31 protein-coding genes and 2 pseudogenes are annotated in these 22,330 nt (G+C 39.3%); 32 read left to right on the forward strand and 1 reads right to left on the reverse strand.

The genetic code is table 11. The features are described 5' to 3' along the window. Window positions 1-4: 4 nt before the first annotated feature. From BN1875_RS06850 to BN1875_RS06880, 7 genes are read left to right on the forward strand one after another with little or no spacing between them, the layout of a single operon-like run. Complete coding sequence (locus tag BN1875_RS06850; protein WP_048604099.1) at window positions 5-223, forward strand: hypothetical protein; 219 nt, start codon at window positions 5-7, stop codon at window positions 221-223. Between the two features lie 3 nt (window positions 224-226). Next, window positions 227-1,561: an AAA family ATPase gene (locus BN1875_RS06855; RefSeq protein ID WP_048604100.1), complete on the forward strand. Its 1,335-nt coding sequence runs from the start codon at window positions 227-229 to the stop codon at window positions 1,559-1,561. After that, window positions 1,561-2,628, forward strand: a complete 1,068-nt coding sequence (locus tag BN1875_RS06860; RefSeq protein WP_048604101.1) for an ATP-binding protein — start codon at window positions 1,561-1,563, stop codon at window positions 2,626-2,628. The genes BN1875_RS06855 and BN1875_RS06860 overlap by 1 nt, the downstream gene beginning before the upstream one ends. 12 nt (window positions 2,629-2,640) lie before the next feature. Then, on the forward strand, window positions 2,641-3,255 hold the full coding sequence (locus tag BN1875_RS06865) for a hypothetical protein (protein ID WP_048604102.1): 615 nt from the start codon (window positions 2,641-2,643) through the stop codon (window positions 3,253-3,255). Between the two features lie 12 nt (window positions 3,256-3,267). After that, window positions 3,268-3,696 carry a hypothetical protein gene (locus tag BN1875_RS06870; RefSeq protein ID WP_048604103.1) on the forward strand — a complete coding sequence of 143 codons (429 nt, stop codon included), beginning with the start codon at window positions 3,268-3,270 and terminating at the stop codon, window positions 3,694-3,696. A gap of 4 nt (window positions 3,697-3,700) precedes the next feature. Then, the gene (locus tag BN1875_RS06875) at window positions 3,701-4,465 is read left to right on the forward strand and encodes a hypothetical protein (protein ID WP_048604104.1); all 765 of its coding nucleotides are present in this window, start codon (window positions 3,701-3,703) and stop codon (window positions 4,463-4,465) included. An 11-nt stretch (window positions 4,466-4,476) separates the two neighbouring features. After that, complete coding sequence (locus tag BN1875_RS06880) at window positions 4,477-4,707, forward strand: hypothetical protein (RefSeq protein WP_048604105.1); 231 nt, start codon at window positions 4,477-4,479, stop codon at window positions 4,705-4,707. Here the strand turns inward: BN1875_RS06880 and BN1875_RS06885 are convergent. Then, on the reverse strand, window positions 4,685-5,443 hold the full coding sequence (locus BN1875_RS06885) for a DUF4145 domain-containing protein (protein WP_048604106.1): 759 nt from the start codon (window positions 5,441-5,443) through the stop codon (window positions 4,685-4,687). The two genes, BN1875_RS06880 and BN1875_RS06885, sit on opposite strands and share 23 nt — an antisense overlap. A gap of 54 nt (window positions 5,444-5,497) precedes the next feature. Between BN1875_RS06885 and BN1875_RS06890 the strand changes: the two genes are divergently transcribed. The 25 genes and pseudogenes from BN1875_RS06890 (at window position 5,498) to gpG (ending at window position 22,113) form a co-directional block, all read left to right on the forward strand. Then, window positions 5,498-7,084 (forward strand): DEAD/DEAH box helicase, encoded by a 1,587-nt coding sequence (locus BN1875_RS06890; protein WP_048604107.1) that lies wholly within the window; start codon window positions 5,498-5,500, stop codon window positions 7,082-7,084. A 24-nt stretch (window positions 7,085-7,108) separates the two neighbouring features. Continuing rightward, window positions 7,109-7,561 (forward strand): class I SAM-dependent methyltransferase, encoded by a 453-nt coding sequence (locus BN1875_RS06895; protein ID WP_048604108.1) that lies wholly within the window; start codon window positions 7,109-7,111, stop codon window positions 7,559-7,561. A gap of 46 nt (window positions 7,562-7,607) precedes the next feature. Beyond that, on the forward strand, window positions 7,608-7,829 hold the full coding sequence (locus BN1875_RS06900) for a hypothetical protein (protein WP_048604109.1): 222 nt from the start codon (window positions 7,608-7,610) through the stop codon (window positions 7,827-7,829). A 155-nt stretch (window positions 7,830-7,984) separates the two neighbouring features. Continuing rightward, window positions 7,985-10,213, forward strand: a complete 2,229-nt coding sequence (locus BN1875_RS06905; RefSeq protein WP_048604110.1) for an AAA family ATPase — start codon at window positions 7,985-7,987, stop codon at window positions 10,211-10,213. A gap of 382 nt (window positions 10,214-10,595) precedes the next feature. Beyond that, a complete protein-coding gene (locus tag BN1875_RS06910; RefSeq protein WP_048604111.1) occupies window positions 10,596-10,838 on the forward strand; it encodes a hypothetical protein in 243 nt (80 codons plus the stop codon). Further along, complete coding sequence (locus BN1875_RS06915; protein ID WP_048604112.1) at window positions 10,831-11,022, forward strand: hypothetical protein; 192 nt, start codon at window positions 10,831-10,833, stop codon at window positions 11,020-11,022. The genes BN1875_RS06910 and BN1875_RS06915 overlap by 8 nt, the downstream gene beginning before the upstream one ends. Continuing rightward, window positions 11,015-11,407: a RusA family crossover junction endodeoxyribonuclease gene (locus BN1875_RS06920; RefSeq protein ID WP_048604113.1), complete on the forward strand. Its 393-nt coding sequence runs from the start codon at window positions 11,015-11,017 to the stop codon at window positions 11,405-11,407. Before BN1875_RS06915 ends, BN1875_RS06920 begins: the two co-directional genes overlap by 8 nt. Further along, window positions 11,408-11,629, forward strand: coding sequence for a hypothetical protein (locus BN1875_RS06925; protein WP_048604114.1), 222 nt, complete (start codon window positions 11,408-11,410; stop codon window positions 11,627-11,629). It begins immediately after the preceding gene. Between the two features lie 5 nt (window positions 11,630-11,634). Next, entirely contained in the window at window positions 11,635-12,144 is a 510-nt protein-coding gene (locus BN1875_RS06930) for a helix-turn-helix domain-containing protein (protein WP_048604115.1), read from the forward strand. Window positions 12,145-12,415: 271 nt separating this feature from the next. Further along, window positions 12,416-12,922: a terminase small subunit gene (locus BN1875_RS06935; RefSeq protein ID WP_048604116.1), complete on the forward strand. Its 507-nt coding sequence runs from the start codon at window positions 12,416-12,418 to the stop codon at window positions 12,920-12,922. Further along, a complete protein-coding gene (locus tag BN1875_RS06940) occupies window positions 12,894-14,216 on the forward strand; it encodes a PBSX family phage terminase large subunit (RefSeq protein WP_048604117.1) in 1,323 nt (440 codons plus the stop codon). The genes BN1875_RS06935 and BN1875_RS06940 overlap by 29 nt, the downstream gene beginning before the upstream one ends. Window positions 14,217-14,227: 11 nt before the next feature. Beyond that, window positions 14,228-15,682: pseudogene (locus BN1875_RS06945) on the forward strand (phage portal protein); the annotation flags it as partial. After that, a pseudogene (locus BN1875_RS06950) lies at window positions 15,678-16,718 on the forward strand (minor capsid protein); the annotation flags it as partial. The pseudogenes BN1875_RS06945 and BN1875_RS06950, both read left to right, overlap by 5 nt. A 124-nt stretch (window positions 16,719-16,842) precedes the next feature. After that, window positions 16,843-17,037, forward strand: a complete 195-nt coding sequence (locus tag BN1875_RS06955; protein WP_048604120.1) for a hypothetical protein — start codon at window positions 16,843-16,845, stop codon at window positions 17,035-17,037. Window positions 17,038-17,040: 3 nt separating this feature from the next. After that, entirely contained in the window at window positions 17,041-17,406 is a 366-nt protein-coding gene (locus tag BN1875_RS06960; protein ID WP_048604121.1) for a hypothetical protein, read from the forward strand. Between the two features lie 119 nt (window positions 17,407-17,525). Next, a complete protein-coding gene (locus BN1875_RS06965) occupies window positions 17,526-17,789 on the forward strand; it encodes a hypothetical protein (protein ID WP_231586074.1) in 264 nt (87 codons plus the stop codon). Between the two features lie 140 nt (window positions 17,790-17,929). After that, window positions 17,930-18,556 carry a capsid assembly scaffolding protein Gp46 family protein gene (locus tag BN1875_RS06970; protein WP_048604123.1) on the forward strand — a complete coding sequence of 209 codons (627 nt, stop codon included), beginning with the start codon at window positions 17,930-17,932 and terminating at the stop codon, window positions 18,554-18,556. A gap of 17 nt (window positions 18,557-18,573) precedes the next feature. Further along, on the forward strand, window positions 18,574-19,467 hold the full coding sequence (locus tag BN1875_RS06975; RefSeq protein ID WP_048604124.1) for an SU10 major capsid protein: 894 nt from the start codon (window positions 18,574-18,576) through the stop codon (window positions 19,465-19,467). 1 nt (window position 19,468) lies between these two features. Further along, a complete protein-coding gene (locus BN1875_RS06980) occupies window positions 19,469-19,669 on the forward strand; it encodes a hypothetical protein (protein WP_048604125.1) in 201 nt (66 codons plus the stop codon). A gap of 8 nt (window positions 19,670-19,677) precedes the next feature. Then, on the forward strand, window positions 19,678-20,022 hold the full coding sequence (locus BN1875_RS06985) for a hypothetical protein (RefSeq protein WP_048604126.1): 345 nt from the start codon (window positions 19,678-19,680) through the stop codon (window positions 20,020-20,022). Then, the gene (locus tag BN1875_RS06990; protein WP_048604127.1) at window positions 20,022-20,393 is read left to right on the forward strand and encodes a hypothetical protein; all 372 of its coding nucleotides are present in this window, start codon (window positions 20,022-20,024) and stop codon (window positions 20,391-20,393) included. The genes BN1875_RS06985 and BN1875_RS06990 overlap by 1 nt, the downstream gene beginning before the upstream one ends. Further along, window positions 20,386-20,784, forward strand: coding sequence for an HK97 gp10 family phage protein (locus BN1875_RS06995; RefSeq protein WP_048604128.1), 399 nt, complete (start codon window positions 20,386-20,388; stop codon window positions 20,782-20,784). Before BN1875_RS06990 ends, BN1875_RS06995 begins: the two co-directional genes overlap by 8 nt. Next, entirely contained in the window at window positions 20,781-21,158 is a 378-nt protein-coding gene (locus BN1875_RS07000; RefSeq protein ID WP_048604129.1) for a phage tail terminator family protein, read from the forward strand. The genes BN1875_RS06995 and BN1875_RS07000 overlap by 4 nt, the downstream gene beginning before the upstream one ends. Next, window positions 21,158-21,769: a major tail protein gene (locus BN1875_RS07005; RefSeq protein ID WP_048604130.1), complete on the forward strand. Its 612-nt coding sequence runs from the start codon at window positions 21,158-21,160 to the stop codon at window positions 21,767-21,769. Before BN1875_RS07000 ends, BN1875_RS07005 begins: the two co-directional genes overlap by 1 nt. Beyond that, entirely contained in the window at window positions 21,769-22,113 is a 345-nt protein-coding gene (gene gpG, locus BN1875_RS07010) for a phage tail assembly chaperone G (protein ID WP_048604131.1), read from the forward strand. The genes BN1875_RS07005 and gpG overlap by 1 nt, the downstream gene beginning before the upstream one ends. Window positions 22,114-22,330: the final 217 nt, after the last annotated feature.

Raw genomic sequence — 22,330 nt, forward strand, 5'->3', positions numbered from 1 at the left:
ACACATGAAATGTGCAATTTGTAGTCGTAAACCAGAAGAAATTCAAGAATATAACGAGGTAGCTGTTGCGAATGAATATGGATCAGCAGTGGAAGCCGTCCGTTATGAGGAAGGGACTTACAGTCCAACACACGATTTATTTTGTTGCACTAGCTGCTATATCAAAATCGGCATGCCACTAAGAAACGATTTGATTCAGTTTTATCAAAAAGTAGGAGGTTAAGAAATGTCAGTAAAAATCAATAAGCTTGAAATTGAAAATGTAAAACGGGTCAAAGCGGTAAAAATCGAACCTACACAAAATGGCTTAACGATTGTAGGCGGCAATAATAATCAAGGTAAGACTAGCGTATTGGATGCTATTGCTTGGGGGTTAGGTGGTAATAAATTTAAGCCTAGTCAGGCATACCGAGAAGGCTCTATGACACCACCTAATCTGAATATCACCATGAACAATGGTCTCGTCGTAAAACGTGACGGGAAAAATTCTGATCTAAAAGTTATTGATCCAAATGGCGAAAAGGGTGGGCAAACGCTGTTAAATAGTTTTGTGGAAGAGTTGGCCATTAATTTACCGAAATTTATCGAATCCTCATCTAAAGAAAAAGCAGATATTCTTTTGCAAATTATCGGCGTAGGCGATCAGCTATTTGAATTAGAACGTGCAGAACAGGAGATTTATAATCGTCGGCGCACGATTGGTCAAATTGCTGATCAAAAGAAGAAATTTGCTGATGAACAAATCTATTTTCCAGATGCTCCAAAAGAATTGATTTCTGTTTCTGATTTAGTGAATCAGCAACAAGTAATCTTAGCTAGAAACGGTGAAAATCAACGGAAGCGTGACCAAGTCAAGCAGATTAGTTTTCAGCTATCGCAATCCGAAGAATCTATTAAAACTCTCACACTTCGGATGGAAGAACTGCAAGCACAACTTCAAAAAGAGCAAGTTTCATTTAACCAGTTATCGCAAGATTTAGCAACAGCGCAAAAAACTGCAGCGATATTACAGGATGAATCAACAGAAGAATTGCAACGAAATATTGCCGAAGTTGATGAAATCAATCGCAAGGTACGCACTAATCTTGATAAAGATAAAGCTGAAGATGATGCGAAAGAGTACAAGAATCAATATGACAATTTGACAAAAGAATTAGATAACGTTCGTGAATCGAAAGCTTCTCTGCTAAACAATGCTCCTTTGCCGTTACCAGGATTATCTGTTGAGGAAGGTGATTTAATTTACAACGGACAAAAATGGGACAACATGTCTGGATCAGATCAACTCAAAGTTTCTACGGCAATCGTTCGAAAGCTGAAACCAGATTGCGGTTTCATTTTGTTAGATAAATTGGAACAAATGGATATGAAATCATTGGAAGAATTCGGGGAATGGCTTGAACAAGAAGGACTACAAGCTATTGCAACACGAGTAAGTACTGGTGACGAATGCGAAATAATTATCGAGGATGGTTATGTCGTCGAAAATAGATTGCCGCAAGCAGCAACTGAGGGCGGACCACAACCTCAGCAACCTAAATGGAAGGAAGGGACATTTTAATGAATATTACCAAAGGCGTTATCGCCAAAGCTCAAAAAGCGGTCGTTTATGGTCCAGAAGGTATTGGTAAAACTTCATTGGCTTCGCAATTTCCGGAACCATTATTTATCGATACAGAAGGTAGTACCAGCAACATGGATGTAATACGAATGGACAAACCGTCAAGTTGGACAATGCTTTTGAGCCAAATTGAATATGTAAAACAAACTATGCCATGCAAAACACTCATTATTGACACGGTGGATTGGGCAGAACGTTTATGCATAGAATTCATCACCAGTAATGCGAATAAAAAAAGTATTACGGAATTCGGCTACGGTGAAGGCTTTATCAAATTAGAGGAAGAATACGGACGATTCCTAAATAAGCTGTCTGATTTGGTAGAGATTGGCATCAATGTTGTATTAACCGCTCATGCCAAAATCACCAAATTTGAGCAACCTGATGAAATGGGTGCTTATGATCGCTGGGAGTTGAAGCTTGGAAATAAGACTACAGCAAAAACAGCTCCACTCACAAAAGAATGGGCAGACATGGTACTTTTCTGCAACTATAAAACTTTGTCAGTGGCTACCGATGACAAAGGGAAAAAATTCAAGGGGCAGGGTGGAAAACGTGTGATGTACACCACCCATCATCCAGCTTGGGATGCCAAGAATCGTTTTGGCTTACCAGATGAATTGGATATGAATTTCGCTAGCATTGCACACATTTTCGTATCGTCACCAGTTATTCAAAAAGCCACATCACAATCATTGCCAGTCAACGAACCGACTCAACCAACTATACCGGTAGAACTAAATCAACCGACCCAGTCACCAGCCGAGCCGACTTTTGAGCGTGATACGGTGGATTATTCTGGAATTCCTCAAAATCTAGTTGATTTGATGAAGGCAAATAATGTTTTGCCACAAGAAATCATGATGGCTACATCAAGCAAGGGATACTATCCAGAAGGTACACCAATCGCAAATTATGATCCTGGCTACATTAATGGCGTTTTAGTTGGTGCTTGGGAACAAGTCTTTGTCATGATTCAAGAATTACGAACACAACAAAAATTTTAGGAGGAAAAAATAATGGCACAAAATTATCAACAAGATCACGAATTAGGATGGGATGACACAATCACGAAAGATAGTGAAGGTGGAATCATTCTTACACCAGGTGACTACCTTTTTGAAGTTCAGAAGTTCGAACGGGCACGTTATACACCGGGGCCAACATCTAAAATTCCCGCATGCAACATGGCAAAATTAGAGTTGAAAATTGTATCCGATCAAGGTACAGCGATTGTTTTCAATAATTTGTATTTGCATAGCTCTACTGAAGGATTGCTTTCAGCATTTTTTGCAGCAATCGGTCAAAAGAAAAAAGATGCCCCATTGCAAATGAATTGGAACCTCGTATCTGGGGCTAAAGGTACGGTAAAAATCAAGAATCGGACTTACAAAGATAACACCTACAATGATGTCGATCGGTTCTATCCAAGTGACGCAAGTTACTACACGACCAAAGAAATGCCTGCAATCGTTCAGCAGTTACAACAGCCACAATCAAATTATCAAGGTCAACTAGCAGCGAACAACTATCAACAACCAGCACAAAACTATACTCAATCACCCGTAAAGAACCAACCGCAACAAGGATTTAATCAACAACCACAACAAAGCTACCAACCAGGGGCATTTTAGGAGGAATCACCTATGTCAAAAGAAATTGATTTGCAGCTGTCAGAATTAGCGGAAGGCGCCATCCAAGAAAAATTGGATGGTGAACTTCAAAAAGTTTTTCAAAATATCCATGATCCGAATACACCAGCAGAAGCCAAACGAGTTGTCACGATCAAGCTTGAATTTAAACCAGACGGCACACGGCAAGTAATTGCAGTGAGCAGTGACTTCACAACGAGATTGGCACCAGTGGAAGGTGTATCGACAACAGTTCTCACAGGAAAGGATCTCTCGACTGGAAAAGTAGAAGCACATGAGTTGCGATCGGCAGTTCCTGGTCAAACGTATTTGGATCCAGAAGACGGCCAACCCAAAACCGATATTGGTGAGCCGATTGATGTCATTGAAAAAGAAGAGGCCAAACGCCAGCAAGTAATCGACCTACAAAAGAAAAGAGGATAAATAGATGGACTTAACAAAAGATGCGATCAAATTTATTAGTGAATTAGAAACAAAACCGCATGAAAGAATTGTTGAAATGGATGATGGACGTTTATTTTCTGTAAATACTGCAGGTACTGTGGAAGAAATTTTTCCTCGTGCAGTATTGGCTAAAAATCACATCCATATCAATACACTTAGTGGATTAGTGAATTATGTGAAATCGAACATCGAGCGTGAAGGAGAAAAATTAATTTTGCACATTGAAGATGAATCAAGCATTCAATTGATGGGGACGCTAGAAGTTGATGGCCGACGGGAAGTATTGGCTACTGTGGGAGCAATTGTTCCTCGATTCGACTTTGGACAATTCTATGATATGGAATCTTTCAACATTGCGCTTCAGTCTAAATTTGTGGATCTAAAAACGAAAACGGATCTTGATGATCGTGCGATTTTATTGCAAGTAGTTGGCAATGTGACCGAAGACAACGTAAAAACGACTGGCGACGATGGTGTAAGCCAAGCAGTCGCGATCAAACAAGGGCTTGCTAGTAAAGCGGATGTGAAAGTACCGAATCCGGTCAACCTGGCACCTTATCGGACATTCCTTGAAGTAGAACAGCCAGTTAGTCAGTTCGTATTCCGGATGAAAGATGGTCCACGTGCAGCAATTTTCGAAGCAGATGGAGGCGCTTGGCGTAACCAAGCAATTGTAAATATCCGTGAATACTTGAAAGAACAGCTTTCAGAAGAAGTCGAATCTCAGCGGATCACGATTTTAGCATAGGAGAACTAATTATGGATAAATCGAAAAAAATTAATTTTAACGGTGGCTATGTGGAACTTTTTGTTCCACAGCCCCCCGCATACGAGTTTGGGAAATGGAAAATTCGTGTCATAGGAAAAATTATTGCTTCTGATGAAACAACAAAAGCCGAAGGAAAGAAAATCCTAATTCAAAAAGGATTTACTACCAACGGCAATAAAGAGAATGAGTTTTATAAAATTATTGATCTTGATTTTGTTTAGCTAACTTTTCTTGCTTGACTCGTTCTTTTTCTGCGGCCACGTACGCATCAGAAAATTCGTAATCAAGTTCACCAGATATGAACATTGAGGCTGATCGAATAAAACGTTTCATTGTCTGAATATCAAGAGAACTATGTTTCCTGACAAAATGAGCTTCATCATTTCCAATCCATGCTGAAAGTTCAAGTAAATTTTGAATTCGAGGTAAATCATTATATCGATTTCGGATGGTGTTGTTCAGTGTTTCCGTTTTGATTTTTTCTTCAGATTCAGCATCTCTTTTTATTGCGAATGACTTTATAAGAAATTCTAATGATTTCCGAAATCCCAATCCAGCTATTTGATCTAATCCGACAGATTCAGCTTCGAGAGCTTGGTTATATATTGTATCAAAATCTGGAAATGTCTCCCTAATTTCTGTTGGAAGATCATTTTTTAAAAGAGGTTTGTAAGAATAAGCAATTAAACCTCCAACCTTATCAATTGAATGGTGCTCTGATCCTGTTTTTGTGAAATTGAAAGCTTGGATATGAAATCTTCTGCACTCGTTTCGAGGACACTGTAATACAACCGCTGCAGTGTTTTGAAGTTTATTGAATAATTCTTGAGCGTAACATCCACGGATAATAGGTTCTATAGGATAAGCACAATGGGGACAATATTCGTTTAGGTCGAAAACACCGTCAACAGTATTGTTTTGACTAGCAGGAAAAGAAATAGAAATCTTTTTGTTCATATATATTTACCTCCTTTTTATTTTAAATTATACCAACAAAGAAAGGAAAGTACTATGAAATTAAGACCTTACCAGCAAGAAGCACGCAGTTCTATCCAAAAAGAATGGCAGGAAGGTAAGAAACGTACGTTGCTAGTTCTGCCTACTGGCTGCGGAAAAACAATTGTATTCAGTAAGGTCATCGAAGATAGGGTAAGAATGGGCGAGCGTGTGCTCGTCCTTGCCCATCGGGGAGAATTACTGGATCAAGCTTCTGATAAATTAGAAAAGTCCACTGGACTAAAAACAGCAGTTGAAAAAGCAGAAAAAACAAGCCTCGGAAGTTTTTTCCGGGTCGTGGTGGGATCCATTCAGAGTATGCAACGTGAGAAGCGACTAAGTCAGTTTCCGCCTAATTACTTTGATACGATTATCATCGATGAAGCCCATCATTGTATTAGTGATGGTTATCAAAGAGTACTGAGCCATTTCGAGGATTCAAATGTACTAGGGGTTACAGCTACGCCGGATCGTGGCGATATGCGAAACCTCGGTACATATTTCGAATCTTTGGCTTATGAATACACATTACCAGCAGCAATCAAAGAAGGGTTTTTGTCACCAATCAAAGCATTAACTATTCCCTTGAAATTAGATTTGACTGCAGTGAAACAACAAGCCGGTGATTTTTCTTCAAGAGATTTAGGCACCGCACTGGATCCCTATCTTTATCAAATCGCTGATGAAATGGTCAAGCACTGTGCAAATAGAAAAACAGTGGTATTTCTACCATTAGTCAAAACATCAAAAAAATTCAGAGATATTTTGAACGAAAAAGGCTTCCATGCTGCCGAAGTAAACGGCGAATCAAAAGATCGTACGGAAATTTTGGAAGACTTTGAAAATAATAAATACAATGTGCTATGTAATTCGATGCTGTTAACAGAGGGTTGGGACAGTCCGGCCGTGGATTGCATCGTGGTTCTTCGCCCAACTAAGGTACGAAGTCTTTATAGCCAAATGGTCGGGCGAGGCACCCGTTTATATCCAGGGAAAGAGGAGTTGCTGTTGTTAGATTTTCTTTGGCATACGGAACGTCATGAGCTTTGTCATCCAGCCCACTTGATTGCCGAAAATGAAGCAGTGGCCAAAAAGATGACCGAAAATATTGAACAAGCCGGAGTAGCTATTGATCTTGAGACAGCCGAACAAAAAGCTTCCGAAGATGTCGTTGCAGAACGTGAAGAGGCTCTTGCGAAAAAATTAGCAGAAATGCGTCGACGAAAAAGGAAACTTGTTGATCCATTACAATTTGAAATGTCTATCCAAGCAGAGGACCTATCAAGTTATGTTCCTGCTTTTGGTTGGGAAATGAGTCCGCCATCTGAAAATCAAGTGTCCGCTTTAGAGAAATTGGGTATTATGCCCGATGAAATCGATAACGCAGGTAAAGCAGCTAAACTCCTTGATCGGTTAGGAAAACGCCGTGAGGAGGGACTCACTACACCGAAACAAATTCGTTTGCTTGAACGGTATGGATTTCAAAAAGTCGGGACATGGGAGTTTGATACTGCCAAAGGGTTAATCAATCGAATTGCAGCAAATGGCTGGCGGGTTCCAACTGCTATCGATGTTCAAAATTACAATGTTGTAGTCCACTAACGGAAGAAATAAAGGAGGAAGCTAATGCCTAAAATTTTAGACGCCTGCTGTGGCAGCAGAATGTTTTGGTATGACAAATCAAATCCTGATGTAACTTTCATGGATATTAGGCAGCATTATGAAGAATTGAAAACTGGGCACATAATAAATGTGAATCCTGATGTTGTAGCTGATTTCACTGACATGCCATTTCCTGACGGCGAATTTGATTTAGTGGTTTTTGATCCTCCGCATTTAATCCATGCTGGTGACAACTCATGGCTGGTCAAAAAGTACGGGAAATTAAATCAATATTGGCCAACGTTGATTCATGATGGTTTTGAGGAATGTATGAGAGTTCTAAAACCTAACGGCACTCTCGTATTTAAATGGAATGAAGAACAGATCAGCTTCCGAAAAGTGTTAAATAGCATTGATTACAAGCCACTATTTGGAGATAAAAGGGCTAAAACACGTCGGACTGTTTTTATGAAGTAAATTAGTCAGGTAACGACAGAAATTATTAACTTAGGAGGTTTTGACATTGGAAATTGAAAAATACTATCAGGAGTATTTAGAAGTGTTAAAAAACAGAAAGTCAGAATGCATAACAAAAATAAAAGAGCTAGAACAAGAAGCTATGTCTTATGAAGATGATGAAAATCAAGAGCTGTATTACAGTTTGGCGAATGTTTGGCGTATAAAGGTCGATACTCTCAATTTCGCAATTTGGAATTTTAAGGAGATTGTAATGTCGCAATGCTAGTCCACTAACCACAAAAATAAAGGAGTGATTGAATGAGTGAATTTATTAGTATCGTAGTTGGTGTTATCCTCGGATTTTCTATTTGTGCATTATTGTCTGCAAGTAAAATTGAGGCTATAAGAAATAGACATAAATAATGAAAGGAACAAAGGCATGTGGAAAATAAATTAGATTTAGTAGAGCTACTTGCTTACGTTGATCCAGCGATGCTTTCCTATCAAGAATGGATTAACGTAGGCATGGCTCTAAAGCATGAAGGTTATACTGCCGTTGATTGGGATCGTTGGAGTCAAGTTGATTCTAATCGATACCATTCTGGTGAATGCTTTAAAAAATGGGATAGCTTCGAAGGAAATAATCAGCCGGTGACTGGTGCAACTATTACCCAACTGGCAAAAGATAACGGTTGGACTTCTCCATTTAAGGATGGGGAGGGTGGACATGAGTTGGATTGGAACGATACTTTGCAACGTGATGATTTAGTGATTATTGACCGCAACTGGATTGAGGGGAAAGAAATCGATGAACCGGTAAAGTGGGACCCGGCAAAACAGATTGTCCGTTATTTGGAAACATTATTTGAGCCATCAGAAACAGTTGCCTACAATGTGAGCGCTTGGCAGGACGAGGATGGGAAATGGAAACCATCAAACAAAGGATCTTTTGACCGAACCGCTGGGCAATTGATTCAAGAATTAACAAATTGTGGAGACGATATCGGTGCCGTTTTGGGCGATTATAATCCAGAAGCTGGTGCATGGATTCGTTTCAATCCCATGGATGGCAAAGGTGTAAAAAATGATAATGTCACAGAGTTTCGCTATGCATTAGTTGAATCGGACAACATGAGTCTTGAAAAACAAAATGCGATTATGCGGGAATTAGAATTGCCGATTGCCGCATTGCTTTATAGTGGTAAGAAATCTATTCATGCTATCGTACGAGTCGATGCCGATAACTACGCGGAATATCGGAAGCGGGTAGATTACCTTTACGATGTCTGTAAGAAAAATGGATTGACTAATGATAACCAAAACAGAAATCCTTCCCGTTTAAGTCGAATGCCTGGCGTCGTTCGTGGTGACAAAAAGCAGTTTATTATCGATACCAACATCGGAAAAGCCAGCTGGGAAGAATGGCACGAATGGATTGAGGGAGTCAATGATGATTTACCAGATCCAGAAGGGTTAGCTGATTACTGGGATAATTTGCCTCCATTGGCTCCAACTTTAATCGATGGCGTTTTACGTCAGGGACATAAAATGTTGATGGCGGGTCCCTCAAAAGCTGGTAAATCCTTTGCACTAATTGAGCTATCTATCGGGATTGCTGAAGGCAAAACGTGGCTAGGCTGGAATTGTACAAAAGGTAAAGTTTTGTACGTCAACTTGGAACTCGACCGATCAAGTGCGCTTCATCGATTCAAGGACGTTTATACCGCTTTAGGATGGCAACCAGAAAATCTCATTAATATTGATATCTGGAATTTGCGTGGAAAATCTGTTCCTATGGATAAATTGGCACCGAAGCTAATCCGCAGAGCACAGAAGAAAGAATACATTGCAGTCATCATTGACCCGATTTATAAAGTCTTGACTGGTGACGAAAACAGTGCAGACCAAATGGCGCATTTTACCAATCAGTTTGATAAGGTGGCTACCGAATTAGGTTGTGCCGTCGTTTATTGTCACCACCATTCGAAAGGGTCGCAAGGTGGCAAGAAGTCAATGGACCGTGCTAGTGGTTCCGGAGTATTTGCCCGAGATCCCGATGCATTACTCGATTTAGTTGAGCTTGAATTAACTGAAGATGTTTATATGCAGCAAGAGAACGAAGCGATTTGCAAAGTATTACTGGAAGCATTTAGAAAATATAATCCTAATTATCTAGATGAAAATATTTCTGATGATGACTTGTTGAGTCGTTTTCAAATGGAAAGCCATGCAAAATACGGCATGCCAAAGCGTGTCAATGATGAAGTCTTTCGTCAGTGTAAAGAAGCTGGTCTAGCTGTTCGAAACAAGACTGCTTGGCGTGTAGAGGGGACATTACGGGAGTTTCCTAAGTTTTCGCCAGTTAATATGTGGTTCAATTATCCCACACACGATATCGATAAGACCGGCATTCTCAAAGATATTCAACCTGAGGATCAGCAGGCACCTTGGAAAAAGGCAATCAAAGGAAGAAAAACTCCTGAAGAAAAGAAGAAAGAGAGAGTCGATGCTGTAGATACAGCTTTTAGTTCTTTCGATGAGGGCTCAAAAGTTACTTTGACAGATTTAGCTGAGTATATGGGGATTACTGAAAAAACGGTAAGACGTCGAATAAAAGAACATGGCGGCTACTCAATAAATGATGGTTATATAGATAAAAAAGAAGAATGAGGGACAGAGACAAAAACAGGGACAAAAATAAATGTCTCTAGGGACAATAACATGTTTTTGTCTGTCTGTCTCTCAGGGACAAAAAGACATTTATATGTTTTTGTCTGTCCCTCAAAATAATTCACAAGACAAGGGACAAAAACATTAAACGTCCCTGTCCTGATTCAATGGTAGCAAGGGTTGAACCTTGCTTGTGAAAAAATGTTGTGTCTCTAGGGACGGACATCTATTACCCTTTTTAAGGGATAAATAAGCGGTGTCCCTGGGTTGGTCTGTAGGAACAGGAACAGGGGGGCTTGAGCTCTGCCCCCTGTAACCCTGTCACCTACTACCAAGACTTAGCGCGAAAAATAAAAATAAAAAACACACAGGAGAAATTACGATGAAGAGAAAACAGCTAAGAAGTAAAACGTGGGACTCTTTAAGATTTATGCCTCCACTTTATCATAAATTGCCAGATAAAGAATACACTGATGATAGTAGCGAAGTATTACAATTCATTTCAAGACAACCAGAAATATTAAACTGGATCAGACAAAATGCCGCCCAACGTGGAATGATTATCTATGATTCCGTATCTAGGACTTGGCAAGGTGTAGATTACGAGGAGGATTTCGATGGATGAAATTTTAGAAAAGTATCGAAAATTAGGATCCAAGAATAAAATCTTCGCCGAAATATTGATTTACATCTTTATTGCTTTCGAATCCAAAAATAAAACAGGTGTTGAAGTTACTAAGAGCAAAAGTCAAACAATCAACGGCAAAAGAACTGTTAAGTATGAAATAGAGGTGCCACTAGATGGTTGAATTTTTCATGAACATCATCCCGCCTGAAACTACCCATCAACAGAAACAGGTCCATGTCGTAAAGGGAAAACCGCATTTTTACGAGCCGGATGATTTGAAAGCGGCACGAGAAAAATTGATGGCTCACTTAGCAAAACATGCTCCGGAAGAAAAGTTTTCCGGCAATGTCCGTTTGTTGGTGAAATGGTGTTTTCCGATCACAGCAGATCATACTGATGGAGAGTATAAGTATACGAAGCCGGATTTGGATAATAGCAATAAGCTACTGCAAGATTGCATGACAAAATTAGGATTTTGGAAAGATGATTCTTACGTGGTCAGTTTAATTACCGAAAAATTTTGGGCAAAGATACCAGGTATCTATATCAGAATCGAGGCGATTTGATTGAGATGGGATTTATTTTTTGCCGATTTGCAGGAATGGATGGGGCAAGCAAATGTGCTTTTAAGAAGTCATTCGATTCTTTCAGATGAATATTGGACATGGTTAATCCGTTCAATTGGTGAGTTAGGTAATAAATATGACAATCATCCATTAGCAGTCGGAATCTTATGTGCGGTGATTGAGTATCAAGATGAGAATTACAAGCGTATTGCGGGGAGGTAACACATTTGGGAAAAGCGGAATTAACGAAGCATCAGCTAGAAATTATTACGGAAACTGTTCTAAAAGAATATCGTAAACAGGACGGGAAAAAGAAAAAAGAGGAAAAATCTAGAAATTTACGAAATACTGAACTGCTGCTGAAAAATTATATCAAGCTAAAAGAATTATGTGATGAAACTATTCAGGAATCAATTCCGGCTGATTATCCAGAGTTTAGTTTGGAGTCATTGACCCTGGAAAGTCTTAGTATTTATCGGAAAAAGACATTCTTAATGATGAATCACGTTGATAAAATGCTTGTTGCATATGAGTGGAATTGTCGCAAAGGATCAATTGAGGAGCAGAGACGCTATAAAGTTTTGAAAATACGGTATCTGTCTGAGGATCATTTGACGGTAAAAGAAATTGTCGAACTTCACAATATTGATCAAAGTACTGTTTATCGTGATACAAAGCAGGCGGTAAAAGATATGTCCATTCTACTTTTTGGAATAGATGCGATAGATTTTCAATGATGTAGTCCGTGCGAAAAATCTGCACAAATATGCCATACTTTATGTGGTATTATGATAGCGTGAAATGAGACCGATAAGCAGCAACCAACAAAACACCTTTTCATTCTTCCTTCTTATTTGCTAGCTGCTTATCGATTTTATTAGGCGGTAATCTAGAACAGGAGTGTGAGATCACTCTTTTAAAACGATTGTTCAAGCCGCCTATAAATGACTATTTGACCTGACCTCTAGTGTGAGGTCTTTTTATTTTTTGAAAGGAGTGTGGCATTTCATGGCCAAACTTAGTCCTAAGCAACAACTATTTGCTGATGAATATCTCATTGACTTGAATGCCACACAAGCTGCAATTCGTGCTGGTTATAGCAATAAGACGGCTGATCAGCAAGGGTCTAGAATGTTGAAAAATGTCAAGGTTCGCGCGTATATAGATAAAAAAATGGCAGAACGGTCCCGGCGAACAGGAATTAGTCAGGATCGTGTGCTACAAGAATTAGCAAAAATTGGTTTTATCATAGCTTCTGATCTTATTGACCCAAAGGATGCCTCCGTTTTGGAAGGCGCTACTGATGATGATTTAGCTGTAATTCAATCAATCAAGGTAAAAGAGTCGTGGTCTGATAAAGGAGCAAGTGTTGAAAGAGAAATAAAACTCGCAGATAAAACACGGGCTTTAGAAATGTTAGGCCGACATCTAGGTATGTTTAACGATAAGTTAGATATTAATGCAGCACAGAAAGTGGTGATTGTTGATGATATCGACGACACAGACGACAGTTAAACTTTCTGAAATCGTCTTAGAACAGTTTGTACCTTTTTGGATTGCATCAAAGAAAAAATGCCATCTGCGGTATGTTCTAAAAGGTGGGCGCGGCTCTGGCAAGTCGTTTCATATCCCAATGCGTATTTTGATGGATATCATGGAATATCCTGTTTCCGCTATCGGTATTCGTAAAGTGCAAAATACAATTCTTAAATCATCATATGCAAACTTTAAAGGTGCTGCGAACGTTTTGGGCGTTCGGCATCTTTTTCGTTTTGTTGATTCAAAACTGGAAATCACCTACAAACCAAGGGGAAACAAGATTTACTTTGCTGGTGCAGATGATCCTGAAAAAATAAAATCAATCAAAGATGCAGACTTTCCTCTAGCTATTGGCTGGTGGGAAGAATTGGCAGAATTCAAAACGGAAGAAGAGGTCACCACGATTGAAAACTCTATTCTTCGTGAGGAGTTGGAAGGTAAATTTACTTCTGATAGTCAACGTAAAAAAGTATATCCGTTTGATTATAGCTTTTATTATTCATACAACCCGCCCAAACGGCGCCAGTCTTGGGTGAATAAAAAATATGAATCTAGTTTTGTCGATTCAAATACTTTTGTTCATCACTCAACATATCTTGGTAATCCATATCTATCAAAGAAATTTGTTGAAGAAGCTGAAAACGTCAAAAAAAATAAGCCCTTGAAATATCGCTGGGAATATCTCGGTGAAGCAATCGGTTCTGGTGTCGTTCCGTTCAATAATTTACAAATTGAACCCGGCTCAATCACGGATGAAATGGTAGCAAATTTTGACAATATTCGAAACGGTTTGGACTTCGGTTATGCTACTGATCCGCTGGCATTTGTTCGTTGGCACTACGACAAAAAGAAAAATGGCATTTACGCCATAGATGAAATATACGGCGTGAAAATCAGTAACCGTGAGTTTGCTAAAGCTACAAAAGCGAAAGGTTACCAGTCAGAAAGAATTGCTGCGGATTCCGCAGAACCTAAATCTATCGCAGAATTACGTGATGAACAATATATGCAGGGCATTTACGGAGTGAAGAAAGGTCCTGATTCTGTGGAATATGGTGAAAAATGGCTGGATGACCTTGATTTTATTTGTATTAATCCAGAACGTACACCGAATATAGCACGAGAGTTTGAGAGTATTGATTATCAAACTGACAAAGATGGAAATCCTAAAGCCCGTTTGGAGGATAAAGATAATCATACAATCGATGCTTCACGGTACGCATTTGCGGAGGATATGGAAAGTAGCAGCTTTGAATTCATTCAATACTAGGAGGTGAGTTTTTGATTAATACAGAAATATCGTTAAAAAAATATAAACGATTAAGAACTAAATATGCGACACAGATTGCAGACGATATGTTTGATTCGAATTCTTTTATGGAAGATATGAGACCATTTTTTGATGATCGCGAACGAAAATATTTGGCTTACACCAGCGAAAAAAATGAAATTGATGATCGTCAAAAGCCTGATACGAAAATTATTAAAGTTAATAATAAAATTCATGGTGGGATGTATAACATCGTAGTAGATCAAGCGGTTAACCATTTTGTTGGCATTCCAATTAAATGGGATTATGACGTGTCGGAGCAAAAAAGAACCCTGATACAAAAGATGCGTGATAAATTCACAGGTAACCAAGTATCTGCTCCTGCAGTTCCCAAGGAGTTTGATAAGTTGGTTAGCCAAATCAGTCAGATGCGTTTCTCGATGCTTGATCCGGATACAGCTACGTTCCAAGGAGCTTGTGGCGTCGCCTTTCGTTTGTTGGAACCCAAACAGACAGCAAATGGCTGGGAACTTTGGGCATCGAATATCGAGCCGTGGAAAGCCGAAAAATATGAAAATGGCGCAATCTATATCCGTGAGAAATATGATAGTTACCAGAAAAAATACTATGAAGAAATGAAAGTCATCACCCAAAAAAACATTTACACCTATGCAAGATATATTGATGGTGTGACTCAAAATTTTGGTAGATTTAAATATTTAGGTGAGGTTTCTAACCCGCTTGGAACGATCAATCTTACTGAATTCAAAAATAATACGAATCGTTATTGTGATTTTGAAGTAGCCGAAGAAATTAGTGATGCCATTGATCGTGTATTATCCGATCAGCAAAATGAAATTGAGCAGTTCAAACTTGCCTATATGCTTATTACTGGTACTGATTTGAACGAGGACAAAGCTAAACATATGATGGAACAGTTGGGTATCATTAATCTGCGGGACCCTAGCGCGAAAGCGGGATATGTCACCAAAGAATTGCTGAAGGATTTCAATGAGTATCATTTGAACCTTCTGAAAAAACAATTCTATACAATTTGTAAGGCAATTGATTTTAACGATGAAGTGTTTAAGTCAAATAGTTCCGGTGAAGCGCGTAAATGGCAAATTATTAGTTTAGAAGCCAAAACCAACACAAAGGAGCAATATTTCCGGGAGGGGTTGAAAGAATGTGCGGACACGATAGCGGCATTCATGAAGTTTGCGGATAAAACAGATATTGATCCTGAGAAAATTATTTTTACATTCTCCCGTTCACTACCAACTGATTTAGGGTATCTGGCCGAGGCATTACCTAAATTGGCTCCGTATGTATCCAAACGAACGATTCAAAGTCAAATCCCATTTGTGTCAGATGTTGACTACGAAAACGAGATGATGGACGTTGAATCAAACCAAACTTATTCCGATAGTGAGTATCTTACTAAAAAAGTAGGTGGTGAGGATGAGTAAATGGTCTGTGAGGTATTGGGAAAAACGTCGACAGTTGGAAGATTTAGCCCGTCTCAAAATGGAAAATGATACAACTAAAATGCTACAAGATATTTTTCCGGAGGCACTAAAAAAGATCCAAAAGAAACTTTTATCCCAATCAGATTTGCACAAAATGACCCAAGCCGAACTTTTGGCTGATTTTAGTAAGCAGGATCAGCAGAAGTATCGGAAATATATCGACAAGAATTACAATGAGTTAATGAATTCTGATGAAAAGTATCAAGAGTTTGTTGATGAATATTTTCCGTCTTACGATTATGCAAAAGTTAATCGTCTGCTACAGATTCGTGCGGATATTTTTAGCGAGTTAGCTTCAACAATGATCAAGAAAGATGCCAATCAAAAATTTAATGATCGCTTGGATGATATTTTGAATCGGACATACAATTCAAATGTTAATGCTCTAGGTTTTTTACTCGGTGGAGAAGTTTCACCGCTGCCCAAATCTGAAATAAATTCAATCATGAATTATCCCTGGTCCGGAAAAACTTTTTCTAGTCGTCTGTGGGGTAATGTATCGAAATTAGAGCAACGCCTCTCTAGTGCCATTTCAACATCAATTGCAAGTGGCGAAGGTATCTTAGAAGCTTTAAATTCTATGCGTGGTAATTCTGAAATATCAGATATGTTTAAGCTTGAAGCTAGCAAATTTAATAATGCAATTGAAAACTTAGTGCGCACCGAGTATTCCCATTTTGCCACAGAAGGAATTAGAAAATCTGCAGCCGCTGCCGGTGTTCCCCAGTTAGTTAGTTGGTCTGCAGAAGATGAGCGGGTCTGTTCTATTTGCGGAACAGGCGGTGGCATGCATGGCAAGGTAGTCAAGGAAAACGAATCAGGACCGCCTTATCATGGGCGTTGTCGTTGTACATTAATGCCGAAGATGCCTGAATTGGATGAAGCTATTGACGCCGAATACGAAGCATTGTTTGGAAATCTATTGGATGAATTTGCAAAAAGCGATTGGGGAGTTAAGCTTTCCCATCCACGGAAAAGGTAAGGAGGAATCTTAATGAAAAAACAGAGTAGCCGTTGGCAGCCGATGACTCTATGCGAAGTTGTCGGTCTTTTTGCGTTACCCTTAAAGAAACCTCCAGACAGAAAGGAGAAAACCCATGAACGTATTTAAAGTGAGTTTCAGCCATGCGTGGGATAGATGGCATGACTTTACCTTCGTCACGTGCAGAAACAAACGCGAAGCCATTCAGAAGGCCTTGGAAGAAATCGACTTACCGGAACTAGCCAATGAAAAAATCATCATCACTGTGGCCTTGGAAAGTCGGATGGGAAAACGAAAGGTAGGGAAGTAGACAATGAAAGACTTTTGCGAAGCTGTTTTAACACTCAAAGTAAAGTCCAACGTGGCCGATGTTTATAAAAAAGCGATTGAAGCTGAAAATTCGGACACCAGTTGGCGCAGAAATACTGTCACAGATAGCAAGGGCAATATCGTATCAAATGGATTGGAACCTGTTTGGAACGGCGTGTATGCAAGCGTGACTATCAGTCCGGGAACGACTGTTTACAGCTATGGCGATGCTGTTGTTGAAGTTGAAGATGTGGAACTTACTATCCAGCTTTTATCCCACACCGCCAAGAGCTTAAAACAGGTTGTCGATTGGTATGAGCGAGTTGGCTGTACTGTGGTTAGAACAGATTATAAAGAAAATAAGTCCTAGCCGGGGTGAAGGCTGTTTAAAAGATAGGAGGGATTATTACGGAAGAGAAAGCAAAAATCAATATTCTAGGTACAGAATACACAATCTTTACCAATGTCAGCGAGCATGAAAAGCCGTTTATGAAAGACAACGATGGGGTGACAGACTTTACAACCAAAGAGATTTTCATCGCTGTTTTAGATGATGGCGACCCTATGAACATGCAAAACATGCGTGTCTACGAGGATAGAACTATTCGTCACGAAATCGTTCATGCAATTCTTTTTGAGTCTGGATTAGATCACAACACAAAATGGGCAAGGAACGAAGAAATAGTTGATTGGATTGCGATTCAAACACCTAAGCTAATTAATATTTTTGAAAAACTGGAAGTACAGTCCTAGCAATAGGGCTTTTTATTTTGTCCGCAACGACACTAAACTAGCGCAATGCTGGGCTTAATTGAATGGTGGGGCGCAAAAAAATACTACTCAAAGCAATACGGGGCGTTTAAAAACGAATCGTGGGGCGGAAGGAGAAAACAATGAAACCATTTATGCCGATGAAGTTACAATTTTTTGCTGATCCTGGCGAGGGCGGTGGAGAACAGACGCCTCAATTCACGATGGACGACTTTAAATCTTTTGCTGAATCAAATGAGGATGCACAGAAGTTTCTTCAATCGCAATCACAGTCTGCTGCTGACAAGCAGCTAGAGTCTTGGAAACAAAATAATTTAGACAAGATTAAACAGGATACCATCAAGCAATACGAGGATTCAAAGAAAAATAAATCACCGGAGCAACAGCAACTTGAAAAACTGCAAGCTGAGTTTGAAGCGGAAAAAGCTTTGCGGGTTACCAGTGACAATAAAGCGTTTGTTGCTGAACAAATCACCGGATTGAATCTTGAAGGTGAGGTAAAGGACACCGTTTCTCAGTTCATGTTGAACAATCTAGTAACCGATAATACTGATTTCACCAAACAAGCAGTAGAAGCCTTCACAGGTGTTTTGGCGAAGGTCAATGAAAATCATCAGGAGACAATTAAAAATCTTCAAATGGACAAAGCTTATGGCAATCAGCAACGATCAAAAGACAACGGTCAACAAAACGAACAGCCGAAAGATCCGAATGCTTTATTAGCCCAAATGATGCAAAATTTTAACTAAACGGAGGAATAATTATTATGAAAAAAACAACATTAAATAATCTTGAGTATTTAGATATTTCACCAGCAATTAATGCGATGCAAGTGCCAAATACACCTTTCTTGAGTTACTTGTTAGGTGCTGGTAAAACTGCACCAGCCAATTCGACAGAGATCAAATGGCGTGAGTATGATATTAATGGCGACGACTCTTCTGAACAATTAGAAGGTGGCGAATATAAAGAAGCTGAATCTGGTCGTACGTGGTTCAATAACTATGAAGAAATTTTCCGTAAGTCTACTTCTGTTTCTGGAACTTTGGATGCCATTAATGTGGACGGAGTGGGGAACGAATTAACTAATCAAGTCGCGTTGCGTGGTATGGAAATGAAAATCGATTTGAACCGCAAATTGATCACTGGTGTCAAAGCAGATGAAGTCGGAGAAATCGGTCGTAAAATGAACGGTATTTTGAATCTGATCAATGCGGCTAATAAGGTAGAGACTACTACAGCCGGCGCAGTCGTTCGTAAAGATATTGATGCAATGTTCCGCTTGATGTATGACAAAGGATTTATGGGCGAAAAGCTTTGCCTGATCTCTCCTGACATGCAAGATTTGATGACTGATGAAGTGGATAACAAATCTACTAAAATTGCTCAATTTGGTGAAACGGTGGCGTTTGGATTACAACTTGGTAAAATCGTTTCAAATTACGGAACTGGTATCGCGTTAATTGAACCTGCTTTGCCAGCCGGAACTGTTGCTGCTTTAGATACTAATTATGTTCGGTTACGTCCACTGCGCGAATGGAGAGCTGAGGAGTTAGCGAAAACTACTGATTCTCGCCGCATTGGTTTAGCCGGTGAATATTCTATCGAGTACAACGCTTCTAACTCAGGGGCTATTTTAACTTTGAAGGCTGGTGAATAATATGGTCAAAGAAGCTGCAAAAGAATATAAAACATTTAAGGTCATTGAGGGGAAAAACTTCAATGGCTTTTTACATCCTGAAACTCGAAAATTCATTACTCAAAAAAATGGTGTAATCAAAATAGATGTAAATGATACTAAAGCAATTGCAATTCTGAACTCTGCTGCTGATGTAACAGATATCACTAGCGCTTTGAAATAGGTGATAATATGACCGACGATCAAAAGGAAAAAATCATCGAAACGATAAAATATCAATTACCAGAATCCGAGGAAAGCAGGATTGAAGTTTTACTTAATCTGATTTTGATTGAAATTGATGCATCAAATTCGTGTGCTGCTGAAATTGATTGGGAAAAGCTAGGCGATATAGTATCTGAGATTTTATATCAAAAGGTTAATGGTGAAATGGATGCTGGTATTACTGCTGTCAAACGTGGTGACACCAGCATTTCTTATCAATCTACCACAGCTAGCTCTCAATCGTTAATCGCTGGTTACCATGACTTAATCAATCGTATTCTTGGATGTTCTGACGGATTGGAGTTTTTCTGATGGATGAAGCAAATATTTTAGCTGCAACCTATCTAGATACTTGCCAAATTATGCGAATGCAGGACGTTGAGGATCTAGAAACAGGATTAACCAAACAGGATTATGCTCCAACTACGGAAAAACCGATATCTTGTGCTTTGTCCCAAGGCAATATGGATGGACTTGCTGTGATCGAAAATGGGGATATGCTAAACGTCACTAAAGATGAATACAAACTTTTTGTTCGTCCTACTGTCGAAATACTGAAAGGTGACTTAATTCGAGTGACACAAGCGATTAGCCACATCGAGTTAGATTTATATGCGAACAAACCTTTTTATTATCCAAGCCATTGTGAAGTTGGATTGACAGGGCGTGAACCGAATGGGTGACACACGATTTGAAAGCAATGCGAAAGAAGTAATGAACCAATTCAAACAAATGACTAAGCTGACTGAACGTGAAGGGGTAGCATTTGTTAACGATTCTCTCAATAAAGTTTGGGAAACAATCGTGCCGATTACGCCAATAAAATCTGGTGATTTAAGGCGCGGGTATCGGGTTATGAACGCCCGAAAACTTTCAACCGGTCGAATTGTCGGTGTATTAATTAATAACGAAAAATACTTTAAGTATGTGAATGATGGTCATAGAACTAGAAACGGCGGCTTCGTCAAAGGTCGTTTCATGCTGCAACGTGCTACTAATTTAGCTAATATGACCTACATTCCTCGACGTTGGAAATCCATGGCCATTAAAGTGCTGAAGGGAGCGAAAAAATGAGATCTAAGATTGTCAGCACAATAACTAAAATCTTAAAACAGGTTTATCCCGGAGCGACTGTCTATGGAGATTCAGTTATGCAATCAAAAAAAGATTTTTATTTTGTCCTTTCAGTGGTGCACGCTGGTGCTGAAAACGTAGGTATCAATATTCAAAATAAAGCCTTTTATGTCGATATAGCTTTAGTTGACAATAAAAGCGATAAAAATTTAGTTCAAAATCTAGTCTCTCAATGTGAGGCTTTTTTTAATGTTCTCGAAATTGATGGCAATCAGATTTTTCCGGAAGATTATTTACCGGATAAGGTAGACGGCGTGCAACACATTCAATTTACAGTTGCATTTCCACAATATATAGAATGGAGTGAAATTTAATGGCGGAAAAGAAAAGTAAAACAGGAATTATCTCCGTAGAAAAACCAACATGGTTCCCATTAATGGATGAATCAACGGATTTTCCAACCTACGATAAAGCGGTGGTTATGGGAACGGCAGTAAGCGTTAAACCTTCTGCAAACTATGAAACGGCTCAAGATTTTGGTGATTCAGTCGTTCAGGATCAGTTTACTGCTTTTGGCGGAGCAGAAGTTGAGTTGGAAGCTAACGGCTATACACATAAAGTTTTGACGACAATTACAGGCGGTAAGATTTTAAAAGGTGGCGCTTTGCGTTCTGGTGAAGATATTGCTCAAGATGGCGCATTTGCTTATCGTCGAAAAAAATCAAATGGTAAATATCGCTACACCATTTTTTATAAAGGTCAATTTATCTTGGATTCTGATGAAACATCTACATTAGAAGGAAACAAAGTTACTTTTACGCACCCAACATGGAAAGGGACTTTCGTTGATGTTCCAGGCGTGGGATATATGTATTCCGTAGATGAAGATGATGAGGGTGTAGATACAACCATGATTGAAAATTGGTTTACAACACCAGCAAACCCACTTGCAGAGACAGAACCAGAAACTGGAGGAAATGAATAATGGCGTCTAAATTACAAGTACAAATTACCCTAATGCTAAAAGACGACGAAGGAAAACGTAAACCACAGCGTTTTAAATCAGCGGAATGGTTAGAAGCAGACGCCATGGATGATGCTCTTGATATCATGTCAACGCTTGAGGATGCTGAAGACAGAAAAGAAGTTAAAGCAGCTCTACAAGAGTGCTACACTTTTGTCGCAAATGTGATTTTTGAAGGTCAGTTTACTGCTGAACAGTATCGTGATGGTATCGATGCTCGCGAAATTGCACCGCTGACAGGTAAGTTCTTGCGATCGGTAACACAAGGGTATGACAACACTTATGTAGATACGAAAAAAAAGTAACAGAACTCCTCGGAAATTCAAACTTTGAACGAACGCCTAAATATCGTGAAATGAGTTTAAAGCTTCAACTGCTCGAAAATGGGTGGTCCCTTTATGAAATAGAGCGGACTGATCTTGATGAGTTGATGAAGCTTTTTGCGTTCCGTGATGCGGTCAAAGAGCGAGAAGATTTGAAATACTACGATGATTATACGATGTTTTAAGAGGAGGGGGTATT

It is taken from the genome of Enterococcus massiliensis, assembly GCF_001050095.1.
Lineage (GTDB): Bacteria > Bacillota > Bacilli > Lactobacillales > Enterococcaceae > Enterococcus_C > Enterococcus_C songbeiensis.